We start from the raw sequence: 23,781 nt of genomic DNA, 5'->3' as shown, positions 1-23,781 counted from the left end.
CAGGTTGAAAATCAGGGCTTCAGGTAAACAGGCCCGGAAATGGCAGGCGGCATCCGGATTATTTTATGAAGAAATTTAGACCAATCTTGCTATTTTACGGCTTTATTCTGAATCTATTATCATAATTTCACATTCGTAATTCGTAATTGAGAAGCATGGCTTTGGACGATAAACATAAGGGGCGGAGCCTGGACCGGTTGAACCACAAGTACAGGCTGGTGATCATGAATGATGACACCTATGAGGAGGTAACGGCCTTCCGTCTCTCGCGCATGAGCGTATATGTGGCGCTCAGCACGCTGTTTGTGTTGCTGGTGGCCATTACGGTGGCTACGGTGGTGTTTACGCCCCTGCGGTATTACATTCCCGGTTATGGAGACCTGAAGCAGCGCAAGGAAGTACTGCAGCTGCGCATGCGCACAGATTCACTGGAACGGGCCATTACCAGCCGGGACCGGTACCTGGAGAACCTGAAGAACGTGATCGGCGGCAACATAAAGCTGGATACCAATATGTTGAAAGTGCCAAAAGTGGATAATAGTACTTATTAAATATTTTTTAACTATATTGTAACTGTCTTTATTAAAACAGAAAAACCTTGAGAACCTATGTTTAACCAAAGCAAGAAAGGTGAGAGCAAAGGCCTGATGCCCACCTCCAACATCAACCTTATTGGCAGCGGCACTTCTATCCATGGCGATATTGAGTGCGAAGGAGATATCCGTATAGACGGCCGCGTTAACGGCATTGTGTCTACCAAAGCTAAAATAGTGGTAGGCCCTGAAGGCGAGATCACGGGAGACCTGGTTTGCCAGAGCGCGGACATACTCGGTAAAGTGACCGGTATCATCAAAGTGGAAGATCTCCTGTTCCTGAAAGGGAATGCCATGATCAAAGGCGATATTTACACCGTTCATTTTGAGATGGAGCCTACGGTGAAGTTCAACGGGCGTTGCTATATGGACCCCGCGGAAGCGCCTGCTCCGGTGAGCGCATCATCAGAAAATCATTCGGATTCCAAATATGGAAGACCCGTCCTCGAAGAAGAAGCCGTATAACAACCAGCTCTGGCGTTACGCCGGCCTGGCTTTTCAAATGATGGCAGCCATCGGTATTGCCTTGTGGGGGGGCTATAAGCTGGATCAATGGACGGGGATGCCCTTCCCGCTCTTTATGATCATTTTTTCTTTACTGGCTTTAGCCCTACTTTTGTGGCAAATCGTAAAAGATACCGGCAAGCATGACCGATAAGTTTATTCAATGGCTGGCAGTCGTTTTCATATTGATCTCGGCGGCATTGTTCCTGTTAAAAGGCTGGCTTCAGCAAACGCTGGGCGTGGATTTTGGTGTATTGATGGGGGGCAACCTGGCCCTGGCCCTTATTACGCTGACCAGTTACTCACTGGGCAGTAAGGGGCTGGCGGCGGAGAACCCCAATGCCATGGTACGCGCCGTATATGCCTCCACACTGGCCAAGCTGATGCTTTGCGTGGCCTGCATTGCCGTGTATATATTCATGAACCGGCAGAACGTCAGCAAGGCCACCATCTTCCTGTTCATGTTCTTTTACCTGGTATATACGGTGTTTGAGACCATTCACCTGTACCGCAAAAGCATACGGCAAAAGAAATCCTGACAGCGTTGAAGCAAGAAGCACCTTTACATGCACTGGCGGCCTATTTACCAGACGGCACTTTTGAACAGGTGATCGCGTACATCACGGAGCACAGGGTACACCTGACCATTACGCGCGAACGGCAAAGTGTGTTGGGAGACTACCGCCATCCGTACGATAACAAGGGGCACCGCATCAGTATCAATGGCGGGCTCAATAAATATGCTTTTCTCCTCACTTTGCTGCATGAAATAGCCCACCTGGTCACGTTCAACTTGTACGGGAACCGGGTAAACGCGCATGGCCGCGAGTGGAAGCACGAATACAGCAAAATACTCCGGGAGTTTGTTGGGAAGAATTATTTACCGGCCGATGTGGAAACAGCGGTGCGGGACAGCCTGCATGACCCGGGGGCCAGTTCCTGCGCGGACGAAGGCCTGATGCGGGTACTGAAGCGGTATGACCGGAAAAGGGAAAATCATTACCTGGTGGAGCAACTGCCTCCAGGACAGTTATTCAAAACAAAAGACGGGCGGGTATTCCGCCGCGGGGAGCGCATCCGTAAACGGTTCCGCTGCGAAGAGGTGCAAACCAGGCGGGTGTACCTGTTCAGCCCGGTGTATGAGGTGGAGCTGGTGAGCGAGTGACCCTTCCGTATGACACCTCCGCACGCAACCGCCGCTACTTTGCAACGGCATGTAAAACCTCCATCGCATTCAGTTCCACCGCCGCTACTTTGCAGCCTCATGTAAAACCTCCACCGCATTCAGTTTCACCGCCGTACCCACCCGCAGGGTGTGGGGTATTTCCGCTATCTGGTCCGTATGCCTGATCAGGTCTTCCGTTTCCTGCCGCGAGGCGTTGGATTGCACCCTGATATCGTACCGGATATTCCTTGCCTGTGCCGGTTCTCCGCTCCAGTCACCATTGATGATGATCTCCACACGGTGCAGCTCAATACCCCGCGAGGCCGCTTCCCGGTACAGATCGTTACAGATGCTGGCGCCGATAGACATCATGAACAGTTCTTCCCCGCTGAAACCTATGCCCAGCCCGCCTGCGCGCGGCGTACGGTCTATCACCAGGCTCCTTGGCCCCGCCCAGCCGGCGGCGGCGCTGCTTTCGTGGATCGTTTTAAGGTGTACTTGCATAATATGTTTAATCTACGCAAAGTTGGGGTCAAAAACAAAAGTTACCGGGTTAAAACGGGAGGCTGCCCCGTAGTTGCGAGACAGCCTCCTGTTACCCTGGCAATGCCAGGCATCTTCATGTTGTTCTAATGCAGCTTCAGGCGCAATGCGCCCCGGCAGGCATCAGTTCAGGTTCACTACCTTGTCTTTCGGGTATTTTATGGCGTAGCGCAGCTGCATCTTTTTCTCTTCGCGTGAGGGAATGTTGAGGTCCCAGGTCACCTGGTGAGAGGCTTCGTCCAGCCGGGCGCCCGCATAGTCCGTTCTGCTGATCTCGATCTCTTTCTGCGTGGAAATAGGCAGCTGGTCCTCCACCAGTATACGAACAGGCTCCCGCTTGTTGTTCTTTACGCTGATCTCCCAGTTATGCGTTACCGTATGCGTACTGCCCAGGAACTGGTTCCGGGAGTAATCTTTCTGCAGCTTGCGGTTCACCACAATGTTCTTGTCCTTTCCCAGGGAAATGAACAAGGTATCTGTGGCGGTTTGCAGGTTCAGCAGGGTTTTGCCGAGGTAAGCGCCTTCGTAATAAATGCTGGCCTCGCCTTCCATGAGGTTCAGCGCTTCCCAGCCCGTGAGGCCCGCCAGCAGGTAGGCCGAAGGGTCTATTTTGGGCGCGGTATGGTATTCATAAATAGCCGGTAACTCCATTTCCCGGATAGATACGGCGTAAGCCTTGCCGTCTGAAGGGATGGAATAAGGCATGGCAATGTCAAAGCTGACGGTAGTGGGGTTGTATACTTCGGATACTTCCAGCGGGATGCTGGCGGGGGGCGGCGCCGGCGCCGCTGTAGTCACGCCCCGCAGCTTTATGGCAGAGCCGGTAACTACTTTTTTTTGCTGCGTGCCGTAGCCTACCACCACCACTTCGTCCAGGTTTTGCTGATTTTCTATCATGGTCACCCTGAGCGGCCGGCCGGTTACAGAGATGTGCTGTTTAGCGAAACCCACATAAGAAACTTCCAGGGAACGGGTGTTGGGCGGCAGCTGCAGGCTGAACTGGCCGTTTTCGTTGGTAACGGTGCCAATGCTGCGTTCCGGCACAAAAACAGACACCCCGGGCAGCGGCTGCCCGTTGCGGTCTGTTACCGTGCCCTGCGCTTCCGAGCTGCCTGTACGGGCCAATACAGAGCGGTTTACCAGCATTTCCTGCCGGGAGCTGAAAGTACGCAAATGCCAGGGCTGCAGCTCCGGTTTCTGCCCGCTTTCAGAAGGGTTGCCGCTGGAAAGGCGCAGCTTTACGTTTTTCCAGTTCTCGCCGCATTGCTGGAACACGTTGGCCTTGTATTCCATGCTCAGCGGGCGGCTGATGCTTTCAACCCGCAAGGCGTAGTTGGGGTACCAGCCGGCGTTCTTCACCAGGTACCGGAGACTGAATTTGCCGCTGATGGCCTCTTTGGCAGACACGGTAATGAGCAGGTTGCTGGTAGAGCTGTCTTTCGGCTCCATGAGCGCGCGCTGCTGCGCCTGCAGCCGGGCAATATTATCCGAGAGCGTTTTGATACCGCGGCGTATGGTCAGCTGCTGCTCCAGCACTTCCGCCAGCCTGGCCCGCTGAAAGTCCATCGCCTCCCGGAGGTCTTGCGTTTTGAGGCCGGTGCTGGTACCGCGTATTTCCTGGTTCTTGGAGAGCATTTCTTCTTCCTGCGTGAATACTTTTAGCTTGTTGTTCTCCCGCTGCAGTTTTTCCTGCAGGCCTTCTTCCTGCTGCTGCAGCTGGCGGATGTCTGCCTGCTGTGTTTGCGGCTGCAGGTAGTTGCGGTCCCGCGCTACAGAGAGGATGGTGAACGCGCCCTGCCCCTGTACCTGTATGCTTTTTTCTTCCAGCTCGGGAGAAATGTCAGGGAACACCAGTATGGCAGTACCTGCGGGAATGCTGGCCGTGGCGGAGCGCTGTACCTGCGCGCCTTGTGTAAATACGGTCACATGCTCAATGGACGAATTAACGGTGACTTTCTTCGTTTGTGCGCAGGCGTTATATGCTGCTGCCAGCGCCAGCAGCAGGGAGAAAAATGATTTCATATGCGGGCATTTTGGGGAAGGATGCGGGGGAGCGGGGGGATTCCATAAATGCCCTGAAAAAAACTATACTACACCACCACCTGCCCCACAGGTTGCCCGCCGCGCGCTGTTCTTTGCGCAATGCGTTCTTCCGTTTCCATACTGAGGATGGCCTTTTTCTCTTTTTTATGCATGATGAAAGCGTACTCGTGCTGCTCCAGCAGATCATCGTACGGGCCGCGGGGGGAAATGAGCTTTACAAATACCGGTGCGGTCTCTATGGCAATGAACAGCAGCATGATGAACCAGTTGGCCCAGCGGATGGGGGCGCTGGTTTGGGTGAGGGTGCCCAGGGCGTCCAGGCGGGAGGCCAGCCCGTCCAGGCTGCCGCGTTTGAGTTGGGTAACGGCGGCGGCGGTGGCGGAGTCTTGCGTGGCCAGCTCCTGTTGCAGGCCGGTGTACTGGTGCTGCAGGCGGGTGAGGGCGGCGGTGGCGCTGTCTGCGTCCGTTTTTTTGGCTTTATAGATGGGGCCCAGGTTTTTCACGCGGGAGCCGCCGGTGCCGTCTGCCTCCTGCTGCGCCAGCAGCATCAGGGTATCCCGCCGCGCGGCCTGCGCATCTATCTGCTGCTGAAGGGCCTGCAGGCGGGTTGTGAGTTCCTGCGTACGGCCCTGGTAGCGCTCTTTCACCTTGTCTTCCTGCTCCTTGAACTTGGCCTGTTCCATCAGCACCAGCTCCGCCTGTATTTCCCGGTCAAATATCTGCAGCTCCAGCGGCTTGGAGATCACAATGGCTATGATCACGGCCAGCACGATACGGGGCGTGGCCATCCACAGCTCCTGGCCAAAACGTTCCCGTTTTTTCATGCTGGACACAATGTACCGGTCCAGGTTGAAGATCATCAGCCCCCATACCAGGCCAAACAATATGGCGGCCCAGGGTTCCCGGAACACCGTCCACAGCGCATACCCGCCTGAAAGGGCGGCCAGCAGGCCGGTAAAGAAAATAGTGCCGCCAATGCCGGCGTATTTGTTGGTTTCAACGGGGGCACGGCGGAGCATAGGTAAATGCGCGCCCGAGCAAATGAGGAAAAACTGTCTGATGCGTAACATGAAATAAACGTGTTAATGGTATACCAGTAACCCGGGTCATGTAAAGGTGATAAAAGGATGGATCATAAAGATAATAGTTTTTTACCATCTTTTGGCGGAAATGACACCAAACTGCCCTTCCGTGTGACGGGCCGTCTATACAGGGATGTTACGGGAAAATAGGGGGGAAACCGAAGGTGGGAGCAAGGTTAACTGAAGGATAGGTGGACTTGATGCGGAAATGACCCGGATTTGGTGTGGCAATGAGGTGGCGTTGATGTGCTTATGCATAATAAAAAAAGATGCTTTGCGGGTAGCAAAGCATCTTCTATATGCAGTTATTTTCTACTTTGAGATCAGGCGCTTACTGCCTTGTTCACCAGTTCGGCCGCTTCGCTCAGGAGGATGGCAGACTGTACTTTCAGGCCGCTTTTCTCGATCAGCTCTTTCGCTTCCGGCGCGTTGGTGCCTTGCAGGCGCACAATGATGGGTACATTGATGGTGCCGATGGAATTGTAGGCGTCAATGACGCCCTGCGCCACCCGGTCACAACGTACAATGCCGCCGAAGATATTGATCAGGATGGCTTTTACCTTGGGATCTTTCAGGATGATGCGGAAACCGGCTTCCACGGTCTGGGCATTGGCGGTACCGCCTACGTCCAGGAAGTTGGCAGGTTCGCCGCCGCTGAGCTTGATCATGTCCATGGTGGCCATGGCCAGGCCGGCGCCGTTCACCATACAGCCCACGTTACCGTCCAGCTTCACGAAGTTCAGGTTGTGTTTGCCGGCTTCCACTTCGGTGGGGTCTTCTTCCGTTACGTCCCGGAGGGCCACCAGGTCAGGATGGCGCAGCAGGGCGTTATCGTCCAGGTTCAGCTTGCAGTCTACCGCAATGATCTTTTCATCGCTGGTCTTGAAGAGGGGGTTGATCTCCAGCATGGCGGCGTCCAGCCCTACGTACGCATTGTAGAGGTTGGTCACGAATTTCACCATGTTTTTGAATGCTTCCCCGCTCAAACCGAAGTTGAAAGCTATTTTACGGGCCTGGAACGGCTGAAGGCCGCCGCTGGGGTGTACCCATTCCTTGAATATTTTTTCGGGCGTGTTGTGGGCCACTTCTTCAATGTCCATACCGCCTTCTGTAGAGTACATGATCACGTTCTGTCCTTTGGCCCTGTCAAGCAGGATGGAGAGGTACAGTTCCTTAATGGGATTGGGGCCGGGATAATACACGTCCTGCGCCACCAGCACTTTATTCACCACTTTCCCGGCTTCGCCTGTCTGTATGGTTACCAGGGTGCCGCCAAGGATGTTGCCGGCAATGGTCTTAACATCTTCAGAATTTTTACCTACTGCCACGCCCCGCTGTTCCGTACCTCTAACTTTACCCTTACCACGGCCACCGGCGTGGATCTGGGCTTTAACTACGGCAAACTCGTTGCCAAACTGCACTTTCAGTTGCTTGTATGCTTCTGCCGCCGCTTCGGGAGTATCTACCGGGATACCTTCCTGTACCGGTACGTTATATTTTTTCAACAGTTCTTTAGCCTGGTACTCGTGTAAATTCATCGGTAATTAAATTTGGCCGCTAATTTAGTCAATTTATGTTTTAGTAGGGTGATTTCTTTGGGAGAGGCTGATGGTATGGTTTATAGAATTAACTTTGCCGGGCATAAATACTGGCTCATGCTGGCAGAGATCAAGGAAGCAACCGCTTACATACAACAGTTCGCCAAAGAAGCGCCCGGGGTGGGCATCATCCTGGGCAGCGGCCTGGGCAACCTGGCGGGTGACATTACCCATACAGTGGAAATATCATACCATGATATTCCCCACTTTCCGCCGGCCACGGTAGAAGGGCATTCCGGCAAGCTCATCCTGGGCCGCCTCGGCGGGCGCCCGGTGGTGGCCATGGCCGGCCGTTTTCACTATTACGAAGGCCTGAGCATGCAGCAGGTGACCTTCCCGGTAAGGGTGATGAAGGCGCTGGGCATTCATACGCTGCTTATTTCCAATGCGGCGGGCGGCATGAACAAAAACTTCCGGGTGGGAGACCTGATGGTAATCACAGACCACATCAACCTGCAGCCGGAGCACCCGCTGCGGGGCCGGAACATAGCTGAGCTGGGCCCCCGTTTCCCTGACATGAGCGAACCGTATGCAAAGCCGCTGATCGCCAAAGCCAGGGCCATAGCCGGCGCCAAAGGCATATCTTTACACAGCGGCGTGTACGTGGGCGTGCAGGGGCCTACTTTTGAGACCCGGGCGGAATACAGGTACATGCATGCCATAGGCGGAGACGCCGTAGGCATGAGCACCGTGCCGGAAGTGATCGTAGCCATCCACAGCGGCCTCCGGGTGTTTGCCATGAGCGTGATCACAGACATCGGCATCCGGGAGGAAGATAACGTGATCACCCATGAAGAGGTACTGGCGGCAGCTAAAGCGGCGGAACCACATTTAACATATATTTTCAGCGAACTGGTCCAACAATTGTAGAGGATGGCGGGCCGTACACGAATCATCAGGATGAGGTATTTCACGATAGTTTTTCTTTTGCTGGTTTGCACCGGCAGCGCCCTGAAGGCGCAATTCAACACCAACCGCCTGCCGGGCGGCGGGGGAGGCAATGCCAGCATGCAGCGGGATACCTCCTCGCATGACCATGAGCCGGACACGCTGACCATCCGCTACCGGTACCTCGGAGAGCCTACAGACTTCATGATGGACTCCACCATTGCCGATTTTTCACTGAACTACCTGGGCGTGCCCGCTACCTACACCAACCTCGGCAACAACGGCAGCGCGTCCCGCAACCTGCTGTTCTCCCCGCGGATGACCCCGGGCTTCGACCCCGGTTTCCACTCTTTTGACGTATACGGCTTCAACCACCAGAACGCGCAGTTCTTCCGGACCAACCGCCCGTATTCCGAGCTGGGCTACCTCATCGGCGGCAAGCAGGAACAAATGATCAATGTGATGCACACACAGAACCGCGGGGAAAAATTCAATTTCCATTTTGCCTACCGCAAGATCAACTCGCCGGGGTATTTCAGGAACCAGTCTACCAACCACGACAATTATAAAGTAACCGCCAACTACAACAGCCAGAACAAAAGGTACCACCTGATGATGAGCTATTACCTGAACAAGCTCAACGGCGGGGAGAACGGCGGCATCATAGATTCCCTGGAACTGCTGAACAACCCGGAGTACAGCCAGCGCCGCCTGATACCCACCAAACTGGGCGGTACCAGCGCGCAGTCCAACTCCTTTTTCAATACCAACATTCCGCTCAAGAACGATTTCCAGGAGTCCAGCATACTGCTGCAGCAGCAGTTTGACTGGGGCAGGGGAGATACCGTACATGTGAACGACACTACGGAGTATTACAAATTCGACCCCCGTTTCAGGATACAACATACTTTCACCTATACCCAAAATACGTACGAGTTCATAGACCAGAGCCCTGATTCCGCGTATTACGCCAGCCGCTACAATTTCAGCCTCTGGCCGGAAGCGTTCGGGGAAGACACGGTGTTTACCCAGCACCAGTGGCGCATTCTCAGCAACGACCTTTCCGTTATATCTTTTCCCGTGCTGGGCAACCAGGCGCATTTCATCAAGCTGGGGGCAGGGTTTGACTATATCAGCGGCAATTTTCTTACCGCCGCCACCAAGTTTTCCAACCTGCGCCTGCACGGTGAGTACCGCAACAAGACCCGTAACCAGAAGTGGGACCTTTCGGCCAAAGGCGAGTTTTACACCCTCGGCGAAAACATAGGGGACTACGCTGTAAGCGGCACCCTCAGCCGTTACCTCAACGAAACCTTCGGCAACGTAAGCCTGCGGGTGAGCAATGTGAACAGGGAACCGTCTTACGTATACAAATACTTCGGCACCAACCATTTCAGGGAATACGTGAACAACGGTATGGGCAAGGAAAACGTTACCCAGCTGCAGTTCAAGGCAGACAACCGCAAGCTGAAATATAACATTGAGGCCAACTACTACCTCTTCAACAAATACAGCTACTTCAAAAGCTATTACGAAAGCGAGCAGTTCACCGGCCTTTTCAACCTGCTGCAGATCGTTGCCTACAAACGGTTTGACGTGCGCAGCTTTACGTTTGACGCTAACTTCGCCTTTCAGCAACTGGCCGGCAACGCGCCGGTACAACTGCCTACCATATGGGCGCGGGCGCGCATAGCCTACAATGCCCGCCTGTTCAAGAACCTGAACCTTTACACGGGGCTGGAAGGGAAGTACAACTCACCATACTATGCGGATGATTATTCGCCCATGCTCAGCCAGTTCGTGTACCAGAACCAGTATAACATTTCCAACTATCCCGATGTGGCCGCGTTCGCCCACTTCCGCATCAAATCCTTTACGGCCTACGTGCGGGGCGAGAACCTCAATACCTTCCTGTGGACGAACAACTTCACAGCGCCGTTCTACCCGTCTAACAATTTTGCATTGCGGGTGGGGTTGAGATGGTGGTTCGTGAATTAAAAAAAAGAAAGCCGCACCTGTCCGGCGCGGCCTTGTTTATTCCTGAAAAGATCTTCTACAAAAACTTCAGCACTTCCGCGCCAATCGCTTCCGTGCCCAGCACCTTCTCCGCCGGAGTTTGCGCGTCCGCAATGTCCCTTGTGCGGAAACCTGCTTTCAGCACCTGGTCTACCGCGTTGATCACGGCTTCAGCTTCGGCTTTCAGGCCAAAGGAAATATCCAGCAGCAGGGCGGCGGAAAGGATGGAGGCCAGCGGGTTGGCCACGCCTTTGCCGGTAATGTCATGCGCGGAGCCGTGGATGGGCTCGTATACGCCGGTACCGTCCCCTACAGACGCGGAGGCCAGCATGCCCATGGAGCCTGCTATCTGGGAGGCTTCATCCGTCAGGATGTCTCCAAACAGGTTGGCGGTCACCACCACGTCAAAGCGGCGCGGATCTTTGATCAGCAGCATGGCGGTGGCGTCTACGAACTGGTGTTCTACTTCCACGTCAGGATATTCGGGAGCTATTTTCTGGATCACTTCCCTCCACAAGCGGGAGGTCTCTATCACGTTGGCCTTGTCTACAGAGCAGAGTTTTTTGCGGCGGGTGCGGGCGGCCTCAAAGGCTTTGCGGGCAATGCGTTCTACTTCGTAGCGGCTGTATTCCGCAATGTCGTAAGCGGTATCGCCATCGTTCTTCCGGCCTTTTTCACCAAAGTAGATGTCGCCGGTCAGCTCGCGGAAAAACAGGATGTCCGCGCCTTTCAGTATTTCCGGTTTGATGCTGGATGCGCCCAGCAGTTCGTCAAACAGTTTGATGGGGCGCAGGTTGGCGTACAGGCCCAGCTCCTTCCGCATTTTCAGCAGGCCTTGTTCCGGCCGCACTTTGGCGGTAGGGTCATTGTCGTATTTCGGATGGCCTACGGCGCCAAACAGTACGGCGTCCGATTGGCGCATTTTCTCCAGGGTCTCGTCCGGGAGGGGATTGCCGGTGGCCTCAATGGCTACGTGGCCTATCAGCGCTTCGTCGTACGTAAAGGTATGGCCGAACTTGGCGGCTATCTTTTCCAGTACTTTTTTACCGACTGCGGTTACTTCCTGTCCAATCCCGTCTCCGGGAACTACTAAAATATGTTTGGTTGCCATGCTGTATGTTATGAAAGTTTCAAATCAGGTTGAGCATTTTTTGCGTGGCTTTGATGGCAGACACGGTCTGGTCGCTGTCAAGCCCGCGGGTTTTGAACTCCCGGTTGTTCCACCGCCAGGTAATGATGGTTTCGCAAAGGGCGTCGCTTTTGCCGCCGGGGGGGATGCGCACGGCATAGTCTGAAAGGGCTGGCAGCTCCTGCTTCTGCTTTTTGTACACTTTCTTGAGGGCGTTCATAAAAGCATCGTACTGCCCGTCTCCCTGGGAGTGCTCTTCAAACACTTCCCCTTTGATAGACAGGCGCAGGGTTACAGACGGCTTGAGGTTTTTGGAATGCGTGAGCACATAGTTCTCGATGCGCACCTTTTCCTCAATGGTATTGCTGTCCAGGATGTCTGAAATTATATAAGGCAGGTCTGCCTGGGTCACAACTTCCTTTTTGTCTCCCAGCTCAATGATGCGTTGCGTCACTTTTTTGAGATCGGGATCGGATAGCTGTATGCCCAACTGCTGCAGGTTGTTTTCGATGTTGGCCTTGCCGCTGGTTTTGCCCAGGGCGTATTTGCGCTGGCGGCCGAAGCGCTCGGGCATCAGGTCGCTGAAATAGAGCTTGTTCTTTTTATCGCCGTCTGCGTGGATGCCGGCGGTTTGTGTGAACACGTTCTCGCCCACCACGGGTTTGTTGGCCGGTATGCGGAAGCCGGAGAACGTTTCTACCAGCTTGCTCACGCTGTATAGCGATGCCTCGGCCACGTTGGTTTTTACGGTGGGCATAAAATCGTTCAGCACGGCAATAGCGCTGGCCAGGGGGGCGTTGCCCGCTCTTTCTCCCATACCGTTAATGGTGAGGTGAAGGCCATGCGCGCCGGCTTTTACGCCTTCCAGCACGTTGGCGGTGCCCAGGTCATAGTCGTTATGCGCGTGAAAATCGAAGTGGGTTTTGGGGTAGCGCTGAACGATCTGGGTGATATAGTCATGCACTTCCGCCGGGGTGAGCACGCCCAGGGTATCCGGCAGCATGATCCTTTTTACGGGTTGCTGCTGCAGGAAGTTGAGGTACTGGAACACATACTCGCGGGAGTGGCGCATGCCGTTGCTCCAGTCTTCCAGGTATACGTTGCACTCCAGCCCTTTTTTACGGGCCAGGGCAATCACCGCGGCTACTTCGGCAAAGTGCTGCTCCGGTTTTTTCTTTAGCTGGTGCGTTAAGTGGTTGAGGGAGCCTTTGGTGAGCAGGTTCATCACTTTGGCGCCGGCTTTCTGCATCCACTGTACAGACACGTCCCCGTCTACAAAGGTGAGCACTTCTACCCGGTTCAGGAGACCGTTGGCCTTTGCCCATTTGGTAATGGCCTTTACCGCGGCCAGCTCTCCGTCAGATACGCGGGCAGACGCAATTTCGATGCGGTCTACTTTTACTTCCGTGAGCAGCAGTTGGGCAATGGTCAGTTTTTCAGAAGGGGAAAAAGACACGCCGCTGGTCTGTTCGCCATCGCGGAGCGTGGTATCCATTATTTCTATATAACGCTTGTCAACGGGCATTTTCTAGTACATGCTTTTTGAAGCAAATTCCTGTATCTCGCCCTTCATGGCCTGCAGATAGTCTATATCGTCAAAACCGTTGGTGAGGTTATGCTTCTTGTAAGAATTGATGTCAAAAGATTCCTGTTCACCGGTGGCGGCAATGGTAATGGTCTGCGCGGGCAGGTCTACCACCAGTTCCGCCTTGGGATCTGCTTCAATGGCGGTGAAGATCTTGTCAAGAAAGGCCGGGCTTACCGTTACGGGCAGAATGCCTACGTTGAGGGCGTTGCCTTTGAAGATGTCTGCAAAGAAGCTGCTCACCACGCAGCGGAAACCATAGTCGTAAATAGCCCAGGCGGCGTGCTCGCGGCTGCTGCCGCTGCCGAAGTTCTTGCCGCCTACCAGTATTTTGCCGGTGTACAGAGGGTTGTTCAGCACAAAGTCCTGTTTCGGCGTGTTGTCCCCATTGTACCGCCAGTCGCGGAACAGGTTGTCTCCAAAGCCTTTGCGTTCGGTGGCTTTGAGGAAGCGGGCGGGAATGATCTGGTCTGTGTCCACGTTCTCGATGGGCATGGGCACGGCTGAACTTTTGAGTATAGTGAATTTATCGTAAGCCATTTTTTGTGTTTTTTGTTGCGGATAAAAATCAGGCGATCAGTTCGCGCGGGTCGGTTACAACGCCGGTCACTGCTGCGGCCGCGGCCACAAGCGGGCTAGCCAGCATGGTGCGCGCGCCGGGGCCCTGGCGGCCTTCAAAGTTGCGGTTGCTGGTGCTTACCGCGTATTTGCCGGCGGGTATCTTGTCGTCATTCATGGCCAGGCAGGCGGAGCAGCCGGGCTGGCGGAGCTGGAAGCCCGCGGCCGTCAGAATGTCCAGGATGCCTTCTTCCCTGATCTGTTGTTCCACAATGTGGGAGCCGGGCACTATCCATGCGGTAATATGGTCTGCTTTTTTACGGCCTTTCACGATGGAGGCAAAAGCGCGGAAGTCTTCAATACGCCCGTTGGTGCAGCTGCCAATAAACACATAGTCCACCTTTTTGCCCAGCATGGAATCGTTCTCATGGAAGCCCATGTAGTCCAGCGATTTTTCGTAGCTGGCTTTGCTGCCGCCCGCTGCCTGCGCGGCGGGGATGTGCTGGGTAATGCCCATGCCCATGCCGGGGTTGGTGCCGTAGGTGATCATGGGCTCAATATCGGCCGCTTCGTAAGTATATTCTACGTCGAAGGTGGCGCCTTCGTCTGTTTTCAGTGTTTTCCAGTAGGCCAGGGCTTTGTCCCATGCCTCGCCTTTGGGGGCCTTTTCCCTGCCCTTGATGTAGGCAAAGGTGGTGTCGTCCGGGGCTATCATACCGCCGCGGGCGCCCATTTCAATGCTCATGTTGCATACGGTCATACGGCCTTCCATGCTCATGTTCCGGAACACTTCGCCCGCATACTCCACAAAGTAGCCGGTAGCGCCGGCCGCGGTGAGCCGGGAAATGATGTAGAGCACCACGTCTTTAGGCGTAATGCCTTTGCCCAACTGGCCGTTTACGTTGATGCGCATTTTTTTAGGCTTGGGCTGCATGATGCACTGGGAGGAGAGCACCATTTCCACTTCGGAGGTGCCGATGCCGAAGGCAATGGCCCCGAAAGCGCCGTGCGTGGAGGTGTGAGAGTCTCCGCATACAATGGTCATGCCCGGCAGGGTAATGCCGTTTTCAGGGCCTACCACATGCACAATGCCGTTCTTCGGGTTGCCCAGGCCCCAGTGGGAAATGCCGTATTTGGCGGAGTTGGTTTCCAGCGCTTTCAGCTGGTTGGCGGAAAGCGGGTCCTGCACGGGCAGGTGCTGGTTGATGGTCGGTGTATTGTGGTCCGCCGTAGCGAATGTTCTTTCGGAAAACATCACTTTCAGGCCGCGGTTTTCCAGCCCCAGAAAGGCAACCGGGCTGGTTACTTCATGAATAAAGTGCCGGTCAATAAAAAACACGTCAGGCCCATCTTCTATCTTCCTGACTACGTGCGAATCCCATACTTTGTCAAATAATGTAGCGGGTACTTTGCTCATTTTTTATATTTTATAAACGTAACTGCAAAATTGTTAAAATATATCCACAAAATTTGCTTTTCCGTGACATTTTCTCTAAGAAAATACATGAAAATGTAAAAAAATGGCCAGATGGAAAGGCGGAGTATGGTATTATGTTGATTGTCAGCTTATTATAAGCGGTTGTCCGCAAGGCCAGCAGCCGCCGCAGTAATGCGGCGGCCGTAAATGGTATCAATAAAAGCTGTAATCTGTGGGCGTCGTTGATGGGGAAGGAATTTATTGGATACGATAAAATTCTTCTATTTTGCAGCCCGAACAAATTCCACGGAAACAACCAGCAAACAAAATGAAACAGCTCTTCATGTACGCGGCAGGCGCCGTATGCCTGCTTTGCTCCGTCAACAGCCAGGCACAGGTCAAAGATCAGTTACAGGCCGCCACCGCCATTAAAGTGGGCGGCATTGTAGGCCAGCGTTTAGACAGTTCATACGAAAACCGGGTATTGGCGCAGGATGTAGACCGCCTGGTGAACGCTTTCCGCCAGCGCAACGAGACCAGCCGTTGGCAGTCGGAGTTCTGGGGCAAATGGTTTACCTCCGCCGTACTGGCCTACCGCTATCACCCGCAGCCCAGGCTGAAAAAAGTGCTGGACCATGCTGTGGCGGGGCTGCTGTCTACCCAGTCCGCAGACGGGTACATCGGTAATTACGCAGACAGCGCGCGCCTGAAGGGCTGGGACATTTGGGGCAGAAAATATTGCATGCTGGGGCTGCTGGACTATTACGACCTTACCGGCGATAAAAAAAGCCTGCAGGCCGCTGCCCGCGTGGCGGACAACCTGATGAACGAACTGGCCGCCCGCAACAGGAGCATTGTACAATGCGGCAGCTACCGGGGCATGGCGGCGTCTTCCGTACTGGAACCGGTGGTACTGTTGTACACGCGCACCCGCCAGCAGAAGTACCTCGATTTTGCGGAGGCCATTGTGCGCGACTGGGAAACGCCCGCCGGGCCGCAGTTGCTCAGCAAGGCAACGGTAAACGTGTCTGCGCGTTTCCCGGGCGTAACGGCAAAGCAGTGGTATGGCCCCCAGCAGGGGCAGAAGGCGTATGAAATGATGTCTTGTTACGAAGGGCTGCTGGAGCTGTACCGTGTTACAGGCAATGAAAAGTATAAAAACGCGGTGGAACAAACGTGGCAGAACATTTACGATACGGAGATCAACATAGCCGGCTCTGGGGCGGCGGCGGAAATGTGGTTCGGTGGCAAAGCCCTGCAAACCACGCCGGTATACCACTTCCAGGAAACCTGTGTAACCGTTACCTGGCTGAAGCTGAGCGAGCAGTTGCTGCGCCTCACCGGCGAAGCTAAATACGCCGATGCGGTGGAGCACAGTTTTTACAACGCCCTGTTAGGCTCCATGAGCGCAGACGGCGCCCAATGGGCCAAGTATACGCCCCTCACGGGCGAAAGGCTGCCGGGCAGCGAGCAATGCGGCATGGGGCTGAACTGCTGCGAGGCCAGCGGGCCGCGCGGTTTGTTCAACGTACCGTTGTTTATTGCCACCGGCGCGCAGCAGGGGGCACAGGTCAATTATTTTGTGGAAGGCGCCGCGGAAGTGAGAACGCCACGCGGACAAAAGATCACCCTGGCGCAGCATACAGACTACCCGGTTTCCGGGAGCGTGCAAATGGAGGTCAGCCTGCCTAAACCGGAAGATATGAGCATCGGCATCCGCATTCCCCACTGGAGCAAAAACACCACGCTGAAAGTGAACGGAGAAGCGGTAGGTAATGTACGGCCGGGCGCCTATACACAGATCAGGCGCACCTGGAAAAGCGGGGACAAGGTTACCATGGAGCTGGATATGCGGGGCCGCGTGATTACCATGGGCCAAACGCCGCGTTATGCCGCTATTATGCGCGGGCCGGTGCTGCTGGCCAGGGATGCGCGCCTGCCCGGTGTGCGGACCGGTGTTACGGTACATCCTATTGCGGACAAAGACGGGTATATTGACCTGCAGCCGGTGAAAGCGGCCGGTATGTGGATGCAGTATAAAGCTGCTTTTTACCCCGAATCATATATGGAGAAAGCGCCGGAACCCGTAGCAGTATACTTGTGCGATTATGCCTCGGCCGGCAACGGGAAAGAAAGATCGTTCTTTCAAACCTGGATGCCGTACCTGGTAGACCCGAAAACGTTGCAATAAGAGGATTATTTCATGCCGGTGGCCGGTATGCCAGGCCCGCTTCCGGAACAGGCCTCAGCTGTTTTCGTTGTAAACGATCACCTGCGGCGGTTTGCTCCAGGCATTGATATCTTCAGCCGTCAAAATGGGGTAGCGGGAGCCCGCGCCGCCCAGCTCACCGGAATACTGGCTGAAAACCACCGCGGCTATTTTGTGATGCCGGATCACGTAAGAACAAAGTATGCAAGGCTCTGCATTGGTGTATAATACAGCGCCTTCACAGCTGCCATGTTCCTCCACGGCGTTCATGATGGCCAGCACCTCCGCATGGCGCGTAATGTCTTTCAGCTGCCTGCTTTTTTCAAATGCTTCACCCAGCACGCGGCCTTCTTTTACGATCACGCTGCCCACGGGGCTTTCACCTTCGGCAGCGGCCATGGCGGCCAGCTCCAGGCAGCGTTGCATATAAACGGCATGTTCCTTCATGTTCCAAAGGTATACGCCCGCCGCCATTCGGGAAAAAGAAATTGATGTACCTTTAAAACAGTTAACGGTTGGCGTTGCCGAGTTTGTCTAACTGTTGGATACAAATTGTTTATGATCATGCAACTACGACTTTTTATGATAGGCCTGCTGCTGGCCGCAACACCGGTTTTTTGTACCATGCCTGCGGAAGCGCCCGCAAGAGAGGGCATTCTCACCGGGGCAGACCAGGTAAACCTGTACCTGCCGTACCTCAAAGGAAAACGTGTAGGCATGGTCGTGAACCAGACCTCCATTATCGGTAATAAACTGAGTGTAGACAGCCTGCGCACGCTGGGCATTAATATCAAGGCCATTTTTGGCCCGGAGCACGGGTTCCGCGGTAACGCCAGCAATGGCGCCGAAGTGGGTGACGAGGTAGATGCGGCAACCGGCATCCCCATCATTTCCCTGTATGGCCAGAAAAGGAAACCGTCCCGGGAAGACCTGCAGAAAATAGACATCATGGTGTTTGATATTGCAGACGTGGGCTGCCGCTTCTACACCAATATCAATACACTGCGGGACATCATGGAATCTTGCGCGGAAGCCGGGAAAGAACTGGTGATCCTTGACAGGCCCAATCCCAACGGGTATGTAGACGGGCCTATTCTTGATATGAAATACAGGTCCGGCATCGGCCAGTTTCCCATTCCCATCACCCATGGCATGACCATTGGCGAGTTTGCACAAATGCTGAACGGCGAAGGATGGCTGAAGGATAAAATGAAGTGCAAGATAAAAGTGATACCGGTGGCCAATTACCGGCACGATATGGATTATACCCTGCCGGTAGCGCCGTCTCCCAACCTCAACACCCAGCAGTCCATATTGCTGTACCCTTCCCTTTGTTTGTTTGAAGGCACCATTGTAAGCCAGGGCCGCGGTACCCGCATGCCGTTTACCGTACTGGGCGCCCCGGCGCTGAAAGGCATTTTTGATTTTACGTTCATGCCGGTAAGCATACCCGGCATGTCTGAAACGCCGCTGCATCAGAATGAGACCTGCTACGGCCTTGACCTGCGGAATTACGACGTAACGCCCCACCGCAAAGCAGGCAAGGTCAATATCAAATGGATCATGGACATGTACAAGGCCTATCCGGATAAATCAAAATTCTTTGACAGGTCTTACAGCCGCCAGATAGGAAATATTGACGGACTGGCCGGTACGGCGTTGTTCAAACAGCAGATCATTGCGGGCAAAAGCGAGGAGGAGATCCGGAAAAGCTGGGAGCCGGGTTTGAGCGCGTACAAGAAAATGAGAAAGAAATATTTGCTGTACCAGTAATTGATCTATACATTGGGCCGCCTGCTTTTTTCAGGCCATAACGAGTTGTTCTGTGCTGTGCCGGCAGGAAGTAGTCTGAATACTATTTGCCTGCCGGCACTTGCATTTAGCGCCTGCCGCGCCTGATATCTTTCAGGGTTTGCTCGTTATGGTATTCCAGGTTATCCGTTTTGGCGCCTGACAGCCGCTGGCTCTGGTAAATGCCGGAATGGCCGCTGAAGTAATAGGCCGTAAAGCAGGCTACGGCGTAGTAGAGCGTATACTCTCCCCCGAACAGTTCAATCCCCATAATAGTGCAGGCTATAGGCGTATTGGTGGCGCCCGCGAACACGGCAATAAAGCCCAGGCCCGCCAGCAGGTCTACCGGCGCGCCGGTGAGGCTGGCAAAGGTATTGCCAAGGGCCGCGCCAATAAAAAACAGCGGCGTTACTTCCCCGCCCTTGAAGCCCATGCCCAATGTAACGGCGGTGAACAGCAGCTTCCAGAACCAGCTCAGGTAACCCGCGCCACCTTCCTGGAAAGAAGATACAATAGACACGCCGTTGGGGTCAGGGTTGGTAACGCCCAGGCCCAGGTAATCTGTGGTGCCCAGCAGCAGGGTGAGCGCTATAACAAGGAGTCCGCCGGTGAGGGGCACCAGCCATGGCCGTGTAATGTACCGCGCGCTGTATTTTTTGATGTTGTGCGAAAGGGTGGAAAAACCATATCCCGCCAGGCCAAAGCAGATGCCGGCCAGTATCACCTTGAGCAGCAGCGCAAAATCGAAATGGATAAAGCTCACCGTGCTGTTGATAGCCTCGTTGATGGCAATATGGTAATGCGTATGGTGCACCTGCCAGGCCGAGCAGGTAATATCCGCCAGTACGCTGGCCATCAGGCAGGGGAGGAGCGCTTTATGGCTGATGCGGCCAATGGTGAGCACTTCCAGCGCAAAGATGGCGCCGGTAAGCGGCGTGCCGAACACCGCGCCAAAACCGGCGGCAATACCGGTGGTCAGTATGATCTTCACATCTTCATTGTTCAGGCGGAACCACTTGCCCAGTTGCCCGGCCAGGCTGCCGCCTATCTGTACGGCCGTGCCTTCCCGCCCGGCGGAGCCGCCAAACAGGTGGGTGATGATGGTGGTGACCAGCACCAGCGGCGCCATGCGGAGCGGAACGCCGCCACCCGGTTCATGAATTTCGTCCATGATCAGGTTATTGCCAGCCTCCGCGTTCTTGCCCAGGTATTTGTACAGCGCCCAGATGAGCACGCCCGCCAGCGGCAACAGGTACAGCAGCCAGCCATGGCGGTGGCGGAGGTTGGTCACTTCATCCAGCGACCATAAAAAGAAAGCAACGAGGGAACCTGCGGTGAGGGCAACGGGGATGGTCAATGCCGTCCATTTCAGGAGGTGCGAAGCGATCAGCACCTGTTCAAACGATGATCTTATTTTTTTCATACCTACAAATTAAAATGAAGGCCTTGCGCGCAAAGCCCCGGTTTGTAGGCGCCATCAGTCGTTTCCAGCGGGAAGGACGGTTGTGGGAAGGAAGACACCATTTCCTTTTTTACCCTGTAAATATAGGGAGAAATGGCAGGAATGCAATAGGGGAACCGTGAGGCTCCCCTATTGTCAATATTACGGGCAGTGCCTGCATTACCGGCCCCAGATCAAAAGTTCCGCGCTGCCAGGTGTTATAATGGCCCGGCGGCCTTTATCTTCATCATCTCCCAGTTGTCTTGTTTCCCGCACCAGCACAAACGTGAGGTCTGATGCGGCGTGTTTTTTCACCAGCTCCGTTACATCCAGCCAATGGCTGGCGTCTGTGCCGCTAAACGCCAGTTCTCCCGCCACAAAGGCTTTGCGGCCTACTTCTTTTATCAGCGCTTCCTTCCCGTCCAGCAGCGGCGCGTTTTGCCAGTTGAGTGAAGCGGCGCTCCAGCGGGCGTTGGGGATGCCATATACGTGCAGGCGGAAGGGGCGGCCACCGTCGCTGTTGCGGCCGTTCACGCGCAGCAGTATGCGGCTTGCCTGCGGTATGTTCTGCCCCGCCAGGTTGAAACGGAGGTATGTTACCCGGTTGTTGGCGGGCGTGGCGGCATCCAGTTGTACCTGCAATTGTTGCGACGGGCCGGCGCCCATGCCAATACCTGCTGCTGTGGCTTTCAGCGGGCGGGCGGCGCGTGCCTGTTTTGGAATGGTGAGCAGCATCACCGTTTGCGGCGGCAATACCACGTCTATTTTTTTATTGGCGGCCAGCGGGCCCAGCAGGCTGGCCTCGCCGTACTTTTCCGCGTTGACGGTTTCCGCTATCACGGGTACGGCGGCGGCTATGCCCAACGCTGAAACATCCAGCCGGAGGCGGTACTCAAACGGCCCGCGCTGCACCAGCCAGATGTAGTAGTTACCGGTTTTTTCATCATAGGCGGTGCAGGCGTCCAGCCCGCTGTCATCCACAGATGCCGTGGTTTCATACAGCGGTCTGCTGCCGCGGAAACCTTTTGCGAACAGGCGCACTACTTCGCCCGTACGCTGAATGCCGGATACGCTGTAGTTGGGCTGCGCGGAAGGGCCGTCTCCCGCGGCAAAGAGCTTTATTTCACGTACCGTAAGGCTGCCTTTGTCTGCACTGATGAAACGCACTTTACTGCTGGTTACCGGCTGTTTGAAGGTGCTGTATACCTGTGCGTATTTATTGTTCTGTTCCACGGCGCCGGCAATGTCTTTCCAGCCGTCTGCCGCGGCGTATTGCAATTTGAAATTGCGGATACGGTCTGGCGCGGTGTACACGCCGCCGTCACTGCCGGTGTAGATCACGGCGCTGCCAAGGGTTTGCGGGGCGCCCAGGTCTATTTCCAGCCATTTCTCCGCCGTGGCGGAGTCTGATACCCAGGCAGACCGGTTGGACTTGTTGCCGTCCGTTACGGCGGCCGCATTGCCGCCGGAGCTGCGCACCGGTTTGTTGAGCGCCAGGTTGCGGTAGGCGTCTTCTACAATACGCCGGCCCTGCCAGATAAAGTGATGGCCTGACTTGATGCCCCTCGGGTAAGGGCCGCTGGCGGTATTGGCAAATTTGAAGGCCCACATGCCGTAGCCGCCGTTTTTCATGTTGTTGGTATAAATACCCGCCCATTCGGTAAAGAGAGAAGGGGAGTCCATGGTCTCTTCCTTGTCTATGAGGTAAGCGTTCATCCAGCGGCCTATTTCCGTGTAGGCAATGGGCAGCGGGTTACCGGCAGGGTGGTTTTCCTGTATGATGCTGCGGATGTTGTTGATGCGCGATGCATAACCTACCGCGGGGGAGTTGTAGGAATGGGTGGAAAAAACTTCCAGCAGGTCTTTATTTATTTGCCTGCCGTGATAGTCTGTACGGATGGCGCGCGCTACGCCTGCCCACCAGTCCGTATTCTGGCCGGCGGTTACCGGGCCTACGAATTTAGGCACCAGGCGGGTGCCATATTTTTTGTTCACGTCTTCTACCGCCGCATGAATAGCGTCAGACACTACCTGCATGCCCATGATCCACTGGTCCAGCTGCATTGGGCCGGAGTTGCGGTGATTGGGCTCGTTCTGCATGGCAAACATGGCCACGTTGCCCTTGCGGGCGGCATGGTAGGCCAGCGCATAATAACGCTGCCATTGTTTCCATTTATTTTCCCAGTTGTCCTGAAAGTCTGTACTGCCCATTTGCAGTATTACATCAATGTTCAGCCGCTTCAACTCTGTGAGGGCATAGTTGAATACCATGGCATTGGTGGAAGAAGAGTCCGGCAGGTCATACAACGGCAGCAACTGCTTCCATTGGATGAAGCGGTTATGTTCGGGGTTGGCGCGCAGCTCCGCTCTTCTTTTATCAAATTCCGCTACGGAACTGAGCGTTTTATCTACCTGTACGCTGGCTTCCGGTACAAAGGCATTCAGCGAGGCCCATACCCTGAAGCTGTTCACCTGCGAGTATTCTACCCAGGCAGACACGTTGCTGCCCGGCATGTAGTATCCCTGGTTGTAGCCCACATACTGCATGGTAGCGCCGCTTACCTTGTTGCCCACGGTGATGTTAGCCTGCCGGGGCGCGGTAGATACTTCCTGCACCTGTAGGGAAGAAGTGGCGGCGGGCGGCTCCGGCATGTTGGGAGCGGCCGCGCCAAAGGCCTCAATTTCCATGATGTTCACCGGCTCCCCATCGTCACATACCAGCCGTATTTTGTAGGTGGTAACGGTGGGGTTGTACCGGAACACCACGGTGGTCAACCGGTTCTCATGCACCTCGCTTTTAGGGAAATCACTCCAGTTGGCATCGTCCCAATACTGCATTTTAAAGTTCTTCATAGACCAGAAGCCGGCAGCCTGCGTGGTCTCGTCCGGCTGCTTTTCCGCATCGGCAATGCCGGTATGGACGCGCAGCTCGTTGATGTTGTAATATTTTTGCAGGTCTATCTCAATCATGTGCGGCGCCTTGCCGTTGGCCGCTTCCCAGCGCGCATGGCGGGATATTTTCCCGTCAACAATGTTGGCGGCGGGGCCTGCGGCGGTTTGGGAGGTAACGGCTACCGGCTTGTGCAGGGCAACGTTCTGTTGCTGCGCGGTGGCTTGCAGGCCGGCCAGCAGGCTGTATGAGAAAAAAAGAAGTTTTGCGTTCATGTGGCTGTCTGAATTTTCGGTGATGGCAGCAGCCGGCCTGAAAACTGCCGGCTG

Annotated in this window: 20 protein-coding genes and 1 riboswitch; of the genes, 9 read left to right on the top strand and 11 right to left on the bottom strand. The window is 54.9% G+C overall.

The features are described 5' to 3' along the window. Positions 1-155: 155 nt before the first annotated feature. The 5 genes from D3A97_RS02235 to D3A97_RS02215 are packed head-to-tail and all read left to right on the top strand — an operon-like array spanning position 156 to position 2,262. Positions 156-551 (top strand): hypothetical protein, encoded by a 396-nt coding sequence (locus D3A97_RS02235; protein ID WP_119076229.1) that lies wholly within the window; start codon positions 156-158, stop codon positions 549-551. Positions 552-608: 57 nt separating this feature from the next. Next, a complete protein-coding gene (locus D3A97_RS02230; protein WP_198673830.1) occupies positions 609-1,058 on the top strand; it encodes a bactofilin family protein in 450 nt (149 codons plus the stop codon). Further along, on the top strand, positions 1,024-1,251 hold the full coding sequence (locus tag D3A97_RS02225) for an AtpZ/AtpI family protein (protein ID WP_119076227.1): 228 nt from the start codon (positions 1,024-1,026) through the stop codon (positions 1,249-1,251). Before D3A97_RS02230 ends, D3A97_RS02225 begins: the two co-directional genes overlap by 35 nt. After that, on the top strand, positions 1,241-1,636 hold the full coding sequence (locus tag D3A97_RS02220) for a hypothetical protein (protein WP_119076225.1): 396 nt from the start codon (positions 1,241-1,243) through the stop codon (positions 1,634-1,636). Before D3A97_RS02225 ends, D3A97_RS02220 begins: the two co-directional genes overlap by 11 nt. Positions 1,637-1,641: 5 nt before the next feature. Then, a complete protein-coding gene (locus tag D3A97_RS02215) occupies positions 1,642-2,262 on the top strand; it encodes a SprT-like domain-containing protein (RefSeq protein ID WP_119076223.1) in 621 nt (206 codons plus the stop codon). A gap of 84 nt (positions 2,263-2,346) precedes the next feature. On the opposite strand, the gene D3A97_RS02210 is transcribed toward D3A97_RS02215, so the two are convergent. From D3A97_RS02210 to sucC, 4 genes are all read right to left on the bottom strand, one after another. After that, complete coding sequence (locus tag D3A97_RS02210; RefSeq protein ID WP_119076221.1) at positions 2,347-2,766, bottom strand: OsmC family protein; 420 nt, start codon at positions 2,764-2,766, stop codon at positions 2,347-2,349. Positions 2,767-2,928: 162 nt separating this feature from the next. Continuing rightward, entirely contained in the window at positions 2,929-4,827 is a 1,899-nt protein-coding gene (locus D3A97_RS02205; RefSeq protein WP_119076219.1) for a DUF4139 domain-containing protein, read from the bottom strand. A gap of 68 nt (positions 4,828-4,895) precedes the next feature. Further along, entirely contained in the window at positions 4,896-5,918 is a 1,023-nt protein-coding gene (locus tag D3A97_RS02200) for a DUF4407 domain-containing protein (protein ID WP_119076217.1), read from the bottom strand. Positions 5,919-6,253: 335 nt separating this feature from the next. After that, positions 6,254-7,468: an ADP-forming succinate--CoA ligase subunit beta gene (gene sucC / locus D3A97_RS02195; RefSeq protein ID WP_119076215.1), complete on the bottom strand. Its 1,215-nt coding sequence runs from the start codon at positions 7,466-7,468 to the stop codon at positions 6,254-6,256. Positions 7,469-7,543: 75 nt separating this feature from the next. Here sucC and D3A97_RS02190 point away from each other — a divergent pair, with 75 nt between their 5' ends. Together D3A97_RS02190 and D3A97_RS02185 are read left to right on the top strand one after the other, a co-directional pair. Then, entirely contained in the window at positions 7,544-8,398 is an 855-nt protein-coding gene (locus D3A97_RS02190) for a purine-nucleoside phosphorylase (RefSeq protein ID WP_232825822.1), read from the top strand. A gap of 30 nt (positions 8,399-8,428) precedes the next feature. After that, on the top strand, positions 8,429-10,414 hold the full coding sequence (locus D3A97_RS02185; RefSeq protein WP_157986307.1) for a putative porin: 1,986 nt from the start codon (positions 8,429-8,431) through the stop codon (positions 10,412-10,414). A 55-nt stretch (positions 10,415-10,469) separates the two neighbouring features. On the opposite strand, the gene leuB is transcribed toward D3A97_RS02185, so the two are convergent. From leuB to leuC, 4 genes are read right to left on the bottom strand one after another with little or no spacing between them, the layout of a single operon-like run. Beyond that, complete coding sequence (leuB, locus tag D3A97_RS02180) at positions 10,470-11,543, bottom strand: 3-isopropylmalate dehydrogenase (RefSeq protein WP_119076211.1); 1,074 nt, start codon at positions 11,541-11,543, stop codon at positions 10,470-10,472. Positions 11,544-11,562: 19 nt separating this feature from the next. Further along, positions 11,563-13,056, bottom strand: coding sequence for a hydroxymethylglutaryl-CoA lyase-like TIM-barrel protein (locus tag D3A97_RS02175; protein WP_232825821.1), 1,494 nt, complete (start codon positions 13,054-13,056; stop codon positions 11,563-11,565). A 33-nt stretch (positions 13,057-13,089) separates the two neighbouring features. Then, positions 13,090-13,686 (bottom strand): 3-isopropylmalate dehydratase small subunit, encoded by a 597-nt coding sequence (gene leuD, locus D3A97_RS02170; RefSeq protein WP_119076207.1) that lies wholly within the window; start codon positions 13,684-13,686, stop codon positions 13,090-13,092. Positions 13,687-13,714: 28 nt separating this feature from the next. Further along, a complete protein-coding gene (gene leuC, locus D3A97_RS02165; protein WP_119076205.1) occupies positions 13,715-15,121 on the bottom strand; it encodes a 3-isopropylmalate dehydratase large subunit in 1,407 nt (468 codons plus the stop codon). Between the two features lie 328 nt (positions 15,122-15,449). On the opposite strand from leuC, the gene D3A97_RS02160 reads away from it, so the two are divergent. Beyond that, the gene (locus D3A97_RS02160) at positions 15,450-17,312 is read left to right on the top strand and encodes a glycoside hydrolase family 127 protein (protein WP_198673829.1); all 1,863 of its coding nucleotides are present in this window, start codon (positions 15,450-15,452) and stop codon (positions 17,310-17,312) included. A gap of 54 nt (positions 17,313-17,366) precedes the next feature. Here D3A97_RS02160 and D3A97_RS02155 read toward each other — a convergent pair whose 3' ends face one another. Then, the gene (locus tag D3A97_RS02155; protein WP_119078386.1) at positions 17,367-17,777 is read right to left on the bottom strand and encodes a nucleoside deaminase; all 411 of its coding nucleotides are present in this window, start codon (positions 17,775-17,777) and stop codon (positions 17,367-17,369) included. Positions 17,778-17,894: 117 nt separating this feature from the next. On the opposite strand from D3A97_RS02155, the gene D3A97_RS02150 reads away from it, so the two are divergent. Next, positions 17,895-19,103 carry an exo-beta-N-acetylmuramidase NamZ family protein gene (locus D3A97_RS02150; RefSeq protein ID WP_119078385.1) on the top strand — a complete coding sequence of 403 codons (1,209 nt, stop codon included), beginning with the start codon at positions 17,895-17,897 and terminating at the stop codon, positions 19,101-19,103. 106 nt (positions 19,104-19,209) lie between these two features. On the opposite strand, the gene D3A97_RS02145 is transcribed toward D3A97_RS02150, so the two are convergent. Together D3A97_RS02145 and D3A97_RS02140 are read right to left on the bottom strand one after the other, a co-directional pair. Then, positions 19,210-20,544 (bottom strand): voltage-gated chloride channel family protein, encoded by a 1,335-nt coding sequence (locus tag D3A97_RS02145; RefSeq protein ID WP_119076203.1) that lies wholly within the window; start codon positions 20,542-20,544, stop codon positions 19,210-19,212. A gap of 38 nt (positions 20,545-20,582) precedes the next feature. Continuing rightward, positions 20,583-20,658: riboswitch (Fluoride riboswitch) on the bottom strand. Between the two features lie 84 nt (positions 20,659-20,742). Next, positions 20,743-23,727, bottom strand: a complete 2,985-nt coding sequence (locus D3A97_RS02140) for a discoidin domain-containing protein (RefSeq protein ID WP_119078384.1) — start codon at positions 23,725-23,727, stop codon at positions 20,743-20,745. Positions 23,728-23,781: the final 54 nt, after the last annotated feature.

The organism is Chitinophaga alhagiae, assembly GCF_003568665.1.
In the GTDB taxonomy this organism is placed as follows: Bacteria; Bacteroidota; Bacteroidia; order Chitinophagales; family Chitinophagaceae; genus Chitinophaga; species Chitinophaga alhagiae.
The sequence above is the reverse complement of the archived record's forward strand: the minus strand, read 5'-3'. Positions and strand labels throughout refer to the sequence as shown.

Bases quoted from the DNA above. Each gene is read 5' to 3' on its own strand.
- D3A97_RS02235 (WP_119076229.1), top strand. From the start codon at position 156: ATGGCTTTGGACGATAAACATAAGGGGCGGAGCCTGGACCGGTTGAAC.
- D3A97_RS02230 (WP_198673830.1), top strand. From the start codon at position 609: ATGTTTAACCAAAGCAAGAAAGGTGAGAGCAAAGGCCTGATGCCCACC.
- D3A97_RS02225 (WP_119076227.1), top strand. From the start codon at position 1,024: ATGGAAGACCCGTCCTCGAAGAAGAAGCCGTATAACAACCAGCTCTGG.
- D3A97_RS02220 (WP_119076225.1), top strand. From the start codon at position 1,241: ATGACCGATAAGTTTATTCAATGGCTGGCAGTCGTTTTCATATTGATC.
- D3A97_RS02210 (WP_119076221.1), bottom strand. From the start codon at position 2,766: ATGCAAGTACACCTTAAAACGATCCACGAAAGCAGCGCCGCCGCCGGC.
- D3A97_RS02205 (WP_119076219.1), bottom strand. From the start codon at position 4,827: ATGAAATCATTTTTCTCCCTGCTGCTGGCGCTGGCAGCAGCATATAAC.
- D3A97_RS02200 (WP_119076217.1), bottom strand. From the start codon at position 5,918: ATGTTACGCATCAGACAGTTTTTCCTCATTTGCTCGGGCGCGCATTTA.
- sucC (WP_119076215.1), bottom strand. From the start codon at position 7,468: ATGAATTTACACGAGTACCAGGCTAAAGAACTGTTGAAAAAATATAAC.
- D3A97_RS02190 (WP_232825822.1), top strand. From the start codon at position 7,544: ATGGTTTATAGAATTAACTTTGCCGGGCATAAATACTGGCTCATGCTG.
- D3A97_RS02185 (WP_157986307.1), top strand. From the start codon at position 8,429: ATGAGGTATTTCACGATAGTTTTTCTTTTGCTGGTTTGCACCGGCAGC.
- leuB (WP_119076211.1), bottom strand. From the start codon at position 11,543: ATGGCAACCAAACATATTTTAGTAGTTCCCGGAGACGGGATTGGACAG.
- D3A97_RS02175 (WP_232825821.1), bottom strand. From the start codon at position 13,056: ATGGATACCACGCTCCGCGATGGCGAACAGACCAGCGGCGTGTCTTTT.
- leuD (WP_119076207.1), bottom strand. From the start codon at position 13,686: ATGGCTTACGATAAATTCACTATACTCAAAAGTTCAGCCGTGCCCATG.
- leuC (WP_119076205.1), bottom strand. From the start codon at position 15,121: ATGAGCAAAGTACCCGCTACATTATTTGACAAAGTATGGGATTCGCAC.
- D3A97_RS02160 (WP_198673829.1), top strand. From the start codon at position 15,450: ATGAAACAGCTCTTCATGTACGCGGCAGGCGCCGTATGCCTGCTTTGC.
- D3A97_RS02155 (WP_119078386.1), bottom strand. From the start codon at position 17,777: ATGAAGGAACATGCCGTTTATATGCAACGCTGCCTGGAGCTGGCCGCC.
- D3A97_RS02150 (WP_119078385.1), top strand. From the start codon at position 17,895: ATGCAACTACGACTTTTTATGATAGGCCTGCTGCTGGCCGCAACACCG.
- D3A97_RS02145 (WP_119076203.1), bottom strand. From the start codon at position 20,544: ATGAAAAAAATAAGATCATCGTTTGAACAGGTGCTGATCGCTTCGCAC.
- D3A97_RS02140 (WP_119078384.1), bottom strand. From the start codon at position 23,727: ATGAACGCAAAACTTCTTTTTTTCTCATACAGCCTGCTGGCCGGCCTG.